At 50.3% G+C, this 7,818-nt stretch carries 9 protein-coding genes; 6 read left to right on the forward strand and 3 right to left on the reverse strand.

All coding sequences use genetic code 11. The features are described 5' to 3' along the window. Window positions 1–20: 20 nt before the first annotated feature. The 3 genes from rsmS to priC all read right to left on the reverse strand — a co-directional run bounded on the left by rsmS (window position 21) and on the right by priC (window position 1,100). A complete protein-coding gene (gene rsmS / locus M988_RS05395; RefSeq protein WP_004091753.1) occupies window positions 21–200 on the reverse strand; it encodes a pleiotropic regulatory protein RsmS in 180 nt (59 codons plus the stop codon). 9 nt (window positions 201–209) lie between these two features. Next, window positions 210–458, reverse strand: a complete 249-nt coding sequence (locus M988_RS05400) for a GlsB/YeaQ/YmgE family stress response membrane protein (protein ID WP_008814246.1) — start codon at window positions 456–458, stop codon at window positions 210–212. 99 nt (window positions 459–557) lie between these two features. After that, complete coding sequence (gene priC / locus M988_RS05405; protein ID WP_064573176.1) at window positions 558–1,100, reverse strand: primosomal replication protein PriC; 543 nt, start codon at window positions 1,098–1,100, stop codon at window positions 558–560. 129 nt (window positions 1,101–1,229) lie between these two features. Between priC and M988_RS05410 the strand changes: the two genes are divergently transcribed. From M988_RS05410 to htpG, 6 genes are all read left to right on the forward strand, one after another. Continuing rightward, window positions 1,230–1,610 carry a DUF454 family protein gene (locus M988_RS05410; RefSeq protein ID WP_191278967.1) on the forward strand — a complete coding sequence of 127 codons (381 nt, stop codon included), beginning with the start codon at window positions 1,230–1,232 and terminating at the stop codon, window positions 1,608–1,610. A gap of 187 nt (window positions 1,611–1,797) precedes the next feature. Further along, window positions 1,798–2,349 carry an adenine phosphoribosyltransferase gene (gene apt, locus M988_RS05415; RefSeq protein WP_004091760.1) on the forward strand — a complete coding sequence of 184 codons (552 nt, stop codon included), beginning with the start codon at window positions 1,798–1,800 and terminating at the stop codon, window positions 2,347–2,349. A gap of 381 nt (window positions 2,350–2,730) precedes the next feature. Then, a complete protein-coding gene (dnaX, locus tag M988_RS05420; RefSeq protein ID WP_064573178.1) occupies window positions 2,731–4,734 on the forward strand; it encodes a DNA polymerase III subunit gamma/tau in 2,004 nt (667 codons plus the stop codon). Window positions 4,735–4,784: 50 nt separating this feature from the next. Next, entirely contained in the window at window positions 4,785–5,114 is a 330-nt protein-coding gene (locus M988_RS05425; RefSeq protein ID WP_004091772.1) for a YbaB/EbfC family nucleoid-associated protein, read from the forward strand. Next, entirely contained in the window at window positions 5,114–5,719 is a 606-nt protein-coding gene (recR, locus tag M988_RS05430) for a recombination mediator RecR (RefSeq protein ID WP_008814242.1), read from the forward strand. Before M988_RS05425 ends, recR begins: the two co-directional genes overlap by 1 nt. Window positions 5,720–5,894: 175 nt before the next feature. Then, window positions 5,895–7,763: a molecular chaperone HtpG gene (gene htpG, locus M988_RS05435; RefSeq protein WP_008814241.1), complete on the forward strand. Its 1,869-nt coding sequence runs from the start codon at window positions 5,895–5,897 to the stop codon at window positions 7,761–7,763. Window positions 7,764–7,818: the final 55 nt, after the last annotated feature.

Raw genomic sequence — 7,818 nt, forward strand, 5'->3', positions numbered from 1 at the left:
TATTAATAAGGCTCAAGACATTACGAGTTGCTGAGTGGAAAAACGGCCTGACTATGTTTTAACGCTAACTTTGATTCATAGTCGCTTTTCACTATTTCCAAGGCCGCTAAGACCACTTCGGGGCCGAGGTCGTTACTTTCCAGCAGATAGATTAAATCTACAGCGAGCTGTACTTCAGCGGCGGCGTTCTCGAGCGACATTTCGATTCCTTAGTTTTTCAGCTTGCGGTAGATAAACAGCAGCAGCATAGCACCTAAAATTGAAATGATCAGGCTACCTATGTTAAAGCCGGTGACTGTACCCAAGCCGAAGAACGCGCTGATGTAGCCACCGACTAACGCACCGGCAATCCCCAAAATTACCGTCATAAAGAAACCGCCACCGTCTTTACCCGGCATGAACCATTTGGCGAGAATACCCACGATGAGACCCAGAATAATCCAAGAAATGATGCCCATTTTTCTTCTCCCTTAAACGAATATTGCGTGCTGGCTCATTCTATTGGTTTATAAGATGAAGAGAATTATTTTCTATCTATATATAATATTTTCAGAATTTTAGGAAAACCCGAGCTCCAGTTGCTCTATTTGGTGTTCAATTTTTTTCAACGCCTGACGACAGCGGCTAAGACGAGCCTCCAGGGCAACCAGCTCTTGCTGGATCCCTTGTTGCTGCACTAGCGTTTGGCATTGACCTAACTGACTTTCACGCTCATATAGCATATCGTTTAGACGCTGCTCGTACCCGCGTGTTTCTACCAATTGTTGCTGTAGAATCGATAGGGGAGAGCGCCGTTTTTTTCTGTCCTGACGGCGTAATTGCTGCGTTGCGAGCTCGCGCTGGAGGGCTTCAATCTGTACCACCACTCGCTCAGCCAAGAAGCTGACCTGCTGCGGATGATTGCGTGCTACTTCATCAGAGAGCCGAGAGAAATTGCGCTGCAGTTCCTGCAAATAGTCTTTTAGTCCTGTTTCTGTACAGGCAAACAGCGCGCGATCAAAACGTGGCTGGTAGGTGGGCATATAGCTGCTGTTTTTCAGCGCCAGTTCCAGTTGAGTTATTCGTTGATCTAGAATTTGCAGAAGCTGCTGGCTTGACATCAGTGAGCCTTAACGGTGATTGCTTTGGTTGAGTTAATTGCTGGGGCGGGTATCGCCAATGACTTTAAGTACGCAGCTCGTGTAACATCGAATGGTACTGGAGCCGCAGGGGATAGGGCAAGATACACCATGCAACGTTTATTACTCATTATTTTAGGATGGACAGCTTTTGCTCTCGCCTGTTTAGGGGCTGTGCTGCCCTTGCTACCGACAACGCCGTTTTTGTTGGTTGCGGCTTGGTGTTTTTCCCGCTCATCACCACGCTTTCACCGTTGGCTGCTGTATAACTCTTGGTTTGGTGGCTATTTGCGTCACTGGCAAGAGCATCGAGGTTTGCCATCAGGAGCTAAGCCAAAGGCGATTGTTTTCATTATTCTGACGTTCGCGCTTTCATTGTGGTTGGTGAATCTGTGGTGGGTGCGTATTTTGTTGCTGGTTATTTTAACTGGCCTGCTATTCTTTATGTGGCGTCTGCCGGTTATTGATGCAGAGCAACAAAAAACGTCGTGAACTAAACTCTTCAGTTGCATTTTTTCGCCAGTTTCAATAGATTTGAGCGTTTTCGTGCGCGGGTTACCTCCCTGTCCCTTGTTTCTATATCCGAATTTCGTTGACCTGAAAAGACAGGTTACGCATCGGGGGAAGTTCAGGTGGCTTGCGTTAGCCCGGACCCGCTGTTTTATCAGGCAACAATTTTATGACCGCTACAGCACAACAAATCGAATTCCTTAGAGAAAGCATTAAAACCATCCCGGACTACCCAAAACCAGGGATTTTGTTCCGTGATGTCACTAGCATGCTGGAAGACCCAAAGGCTTATGCGCTGAGCATCGAGCTTCTGGTTGAACGCTACCGCCATGCGGGTGTCACTAAAGTCGTGGGTACTGAAGCTCGTGGTTTCCTGTTTGGTGCGCCTGTTGCACTGGCGCTTGGCGTAGGTTTTGTTCCTGTGCGTAAGCCGGGCAAACTCCCGCGTGCGACCCTGAGTGAAAGCTACGAATTGGAATACGGCACTGATACGCTGGAAATCCATCAGGATGCCATTCAGCCGGGCGATAACGTTCTGGTTGTTGACGATCTGCTGGCGACCGGCGGCACCATCGAAGCCACGGTCAAACTGATCCGTCGTTTAGGTGGCGTGGTTACTGATGCTGCATTTATTATTGATTTACCTGACTTGGGTGGCGAAGCGCGCCTGACGGCTCAAGGGATCAACTGTTATAGTCTGGTAGACTTCTCCGGCCATTAATTTCTGCGGATAAGCCCCCGACTAAGAACAGATACCAAGCCTCGCGAATGCGGGGCTTTTGCATTTTATCATCTTGGCGACGGAGGCTTTTTTTCTTCGCTGGCGCCGCGACTTCGCGTTTGTTTGTCTGAAAGTAATTAGGAATCAGCATAAAGCTACTGTTACAATAACCGAATATGTCGCCCTCAAATGCGGCTAAGCTAATCAATAGTTGAGATTGTTCTGTTTGCCTCCACATATGATTCAACTATATGTCTCTGTCTAGAAATCAGAGCGTAGGTAAACGGAATGAACCCCGGTCGGTATATGATAACCCCGATCAGCATCGCGGTTTTTGCAGTCATACTGAAATTACCCCTTACAAATCAATGATGAGTATCAATGAGCTATCAGGTACTTGCCCGTAAGTGGCGTCCACAAACGTTTTCTGACGTCGTGGGTCAGGAACATGTTCTGACCGCGCTAGCCAACGGCCTTTCCTTAGGGCGTATTCACCACGCCTATCTGTTTTCCGGTACTCGCGGCGTGGGTAAAACCAGCATTGCACGCCTGTTGGCGAAAGGACTGAACTGCGAGACGGGCATCACTTCTACGCCGTGTGGCGTATGTGATAACTGCCGTGAAATCGAGCAAGGACGTTTTGTCGACCTGCTAGAAATTGATGCGGCGTCGCGTACTAAAGTTGAAGATACGCGTGACCTGCTGGACAACGTACAGTACGCACCGGCGCGTGGTCGCTTCAAGGTCTATCTGATTGACGAAGTGCACATGCTCTCCCGTCACAGTTTCAATGCGCTGTTGAAAACGTTGGAAGAGCCACCTCCGCACGTCAAATTCCTGCTGGCTACCACCGATCCGCAAAAGCTGCCGGTGACAATTTTATCTCGATGCTTACAGTTCCATCTTAAAGCATTAGACGTTGAGCAAATTCGCACCCAGTTGGAAAAGATCTCTACGGCGGAAGGATTCACCGCCGAGCCACGCGCTCTGCAACTGTTAGCGCGTGCTGCCGAAGGCAGTATGCGTGATGCGCTTAGCCTGACCGATCAGGCGATCGCGATGGGATTAGGCCAAATCACTGCTGAAACCGTAGGGCAGATGCTTGGCACACTGGATGATGAGCAGCCTCTGGCGATCATTGAAGCGCTGGTGGATGCCGATGGCGAAAAGGTGATGGCGCTGGTTGAGCAAGCGGCTTCGCGCGGCGTGGATTGGGAAAATCTACTTATTGAAACCCTGACGTTGCTGCACCGTATTGCGATGTTACAACTGCTGCCAAATGCGTTGGATAGCCACTATATTTCCGTTGAGCAGCGTTTACGCGAGCTTGCACGTACGCTGCCACCTTCAGATCTGCAGTTGTTCTATCAGGTGTTGCTGACCGGTCGCAAAGAACTGACCTATGCGCCAGACCGACGCATGGGGGTGGAAATGACGTTGCTGCGCGCGTTGGCTTTTCACCCAAAAGAGGTGATTGCTGAGCCAGTGGCGGCACCTCAGACCGCACTGCCAAGTATGCCTGTGCACAGTACCGCATCGGCGGCGCCATCAAGCTATATGCCGAAACAGCATTCGGCACCCGATATGCAAGGCATGCCGCCTGCGGGGCAATTCCAGCCTCAAGAAGCAGCACCGGTGCGTTCAACGGCAAAACCTACTGGTTTATCTGACGCAACGGCTCAGCTGTTACAGGCTAGAAGTCAGCTACGTCAAAAAACGGGTGGGGGTACTGACCCAAAAAAGAATGAGCCGGCAGCGCCAGTCACCGCGCGGCCGGCAAGCTCAGCACTGGAGCGTTTGGCATCAGTGACGGAGCGTAGCCAGCAGCGTCAGGCTGCGGCAGCAGAAACCAAACCGCTAAAAAAAGAGGCCTATCGCTGGAAAGCACAGACGAAAGCGGTAGAGGCCAAGCGCGAGGAGATCGCCACGCCGAAAGCGTTGCGGACCGCGCTGGAATATGAAAAAACGCCTGAGCTGGCGGCAAAGCTGGCCGAGGAGTCGTTGACTCGTGATGAATGGGCGGCGGAGTTGAATCAGCTACGTTTACCTAAGCTGGTTCAACAGTTGGCGTTGAATGCGTTTCGTGAGCCAGCAGAAGAGGGCAAGGTGCTTCTGCATTTACGTTCTTCGCAACGTCATTTAAACTCCGCTTCTGCGCAACAGACTTTGTCTCAGGCGCTGAGTGAACATTATGGTCGTCCGGTTGAGCTGACGATTATCGAAGACGATAACCCAGAGCGACTGACGCCGCTGGAATGGCGGCAGACGATTTACGAAGAAAAACTGGCGCAGGCTCGCCAGTCGATTGCTGCGGATAGCAACATCCAGACTTTGCGACGTTTCTTTGACGCCGAACTGGATGAAGAGAGCATCCGCCCTGTTTAACTGCTGTGTCAGCATGATGCCGACGCAGCCCCACGCAAAGAGAGAACACTATGTTTGGTAAAGGCGGATTGGGCAACCTGATGAAGCAAGCCCAGCAAATGCAAGACAAAATGGCGAAAGTGCAGGAAGAAATCGCTCAACTGGAAGTTACCGGTGAATCTGGCGCGGGTTTGGTAAAAGTGACCATTAACGGTGCACATAACTGCCGTCGTATCGAAATCGATCCAAGCCTGATGGAAGACGATAAAGAGATGCTGGAAGACCTGATCGCAGCGGCTTTCAACGACGCGGCTCGCCGTATTGAAGAAACCCAGAAAGAGAAAATGGCTTCAGTTTCCAGCGGTATGCAGTTGCCGCCGGGCTTTAAGATGCCATTCTGATGCAAACCAGCCCGCTTCTTGAATCATTAATGGAAGCGCTGCGCTGCCTGCCGGGCGTTGGCCCGAAATCGGCGCAGCGCATGGCATTCCACATGCTGCAGCGCGATCGCAGCGGTGGGATGCGTTTGGCGCAGGCGTTGACTAGAGCAATGTCTGAAATTGGTCATTGTGAAGACTGTCGTACTTTCACTGAGCAGGATATCTGTACGATTTGTTCTAATTCTCGTCGCAAAGAGAACGGACAAATCTGTGTGGTGGAGAGTCCAGCGGATATTCATGCAATAGAGCAAACGGGTCAATTCTCCGGTCGCTATTTTGTTTTGATGGGGCATCTGTCTCCGTTAGACGGAATTGGCCCGCAGGATATCGGTCTGGATCGCTTGGAAGAACGTTTGGGGCAGGAGCCGCTCACCGAGGTGATTTTGGCGACTAACCCAACGGTTGAAGGCGAAGCAACGGCCAACTATATTGCAGAGATGTGTAGCGCACACGGTGTGCTAGCGACACGTATTGCTCACGGTGTACCGGTTGGCGGCGAGCTGGAGATGGTTGACGGCACCACGTTGTCACACTCTCTGGCTGGACGTAACCCGGTGAGGTTCTAACCGGCTGCGCAAAATCGGCGTGTGATCCATCACGGATTAAAGTGATCTGGATTACACGCCGCACTTCTTTTCTTTTCCATTTATTTTTTACCCTTGAATTTCAACATCCCATCCCCATTTTTTACCTGTTAACATTTTTTGTCTGAGTGCAATCAACTGAGGTAAAAGCAAAACTATGAAAGGCCAAGAAACCCGTGGCTTCCAGTCAGAAGTCAAACAGCTTCTGCATTTGATGATCCACTCACTCTATTCAAACAAAGAAATCTTTTTGCGTGAGCTGATTTCCAACGCCTCTGACGCCGCGGATAAGCTGCGTTTCCGTGCGCTTTCTAACCCAGATTTGTATGAGGGTGACGGCAATCTGCACGTACGTATTTCTGCGGATAAAGAAAACCGCACTTTGACCCTGAGCGATAATGGCATCGGTATGACCCGTGATGAAGTTATCGACAATTTGGGGACTATCGCTAAATCAGGAACCAAAGCGTTTCTGGAATCAATGGGTTCCGATCAGGCTAAAGATAGCCAACTGATTGGACAGTTTGGCGTCGGCTTCTATTCTGCGTTCATCGTGGCAGATAAAGTGACCGTTCGTACCCGTTCAGCCGGTGTCAACGCCGATCAGGCTGTTTTCTGGGAGTCCGAAGGGGAAGGTGATTACACCATTGCCGATATCGAGAAGGTCGAGCGCGGTACTGAAATCACCCTGCATCTGCGCGAAGGTGAAGATGAGTTCCTTGATGATTGGCGCTTGCGTAATATCATTAGCAAATACTCTGACCACATTGCCTTGCCAGTAGAGATTCTGACCACCGAAGGTGAAGACGGCGAGCAGAAGTGGGAGAAAATCAACAAAGCACAGGCTCTGTGGACGCGTACCAAGTCTGAAGTTACAGACGAAGAGTACAAAGAGTTCTATAAGCACATTGCGCATGATTTTACCGATCCTGTGACCTGGAGCCACAATCGCGTTGAAGGTAAGCAGGAATACACCAGCCTGCTATACATTCCTGCACAGGCTCCTTGGGATTTGTTCAACCGCGATCACAAGCATGGTCTGAAGTTGTATGTCCAGCGCGTATTCATTATGGATGACGCTGAACAGTTCATGCCAAATTACCTGCGTTTTGTACGGGGTCTGATAGATTCCAACGATCTGCCGCTGAACGTTTCGCGTGAGATTTTGCAAGATAGCCGCGTTACTCAAAGTCTGCGCGCCGCGCTGACCAAGCGTGTATTGCAAATGCTGGATAAACTGGCAAAAGACGATGCTGAGAAGTATCAGAAATTCTGGCAGCAATTTGGCTTAGTGCTGAAAGAAGGCCCTGCAGAAGATGGCGGCAACGCTGAGGCGATAGCCAAACTGCTACGCTTTGCTTCAACGCATAACGACAGCGCGATCCAGAATGTTTCTCTGACTGACTACATCAGTCGTATGGTGGAAGGCCAAGAGAAGATTTATTACATCACTGCTGACAGCTATGCCGCTGCGAAGAGCAGTCCACATCTAGAATTGCTGCGTAAGAAAGGCATTGAAGTTCTGCTGCTTTCCGATCGTATCGATGAGTGGATGATGAGCTATCTGACCGAGTTTGATGGTAAACCATTCCAGTCGGTGAGCAAAAAAGATGAATCTTTGGATAAGCTTGCCGATGAAGAAACCAGCGAGCAGAAAGAGGCTGAAAAGGCGCTAGAACCGTTCGTTGACCGCGTGAAAAAACTGCTGGGCGACCGCGTGAAGGATGTTCGTCTGACACATCGTTTGACTGAAACGCCGGCCGTCGTGACGACTGACGCTGATGAAATGACGACGCAGATGGCAAAACTGTTTGCGGCTGCGGGTCAGGCTGCGCCAGAAATCAAATACATCTTTGAGCTAAATCCCGATCACGCATTGGTGAAACGAGCCGCGGATGAGCAGGACGAAGCGCGCTTTGGCGAGTGGATTGAGCTATTGCTGGATCAGTCTCTCTTGGCTGAGCGGGGTAGTTTAGAAGATCCAAACTTGTTTATTAAACGAGTGAACGATCTGCTGATGGCGTGATGTGTGAGTTGTTAGATATCAGTATCTAAATGAAAGCGGCCGATTGGCTAATGCT

Origin of the sequence: Hafnia paralvei ATCC 29927, from assembly GCF_001655005.1 — a bacterium.
Taxonomy (GTDB): domain Bacteria; phylum Pseudomonadota; class Gammaproteobacteria; order Enterobacterales; family Enterobacteriaceae; genus Hafnia; species Hafnia paralvei.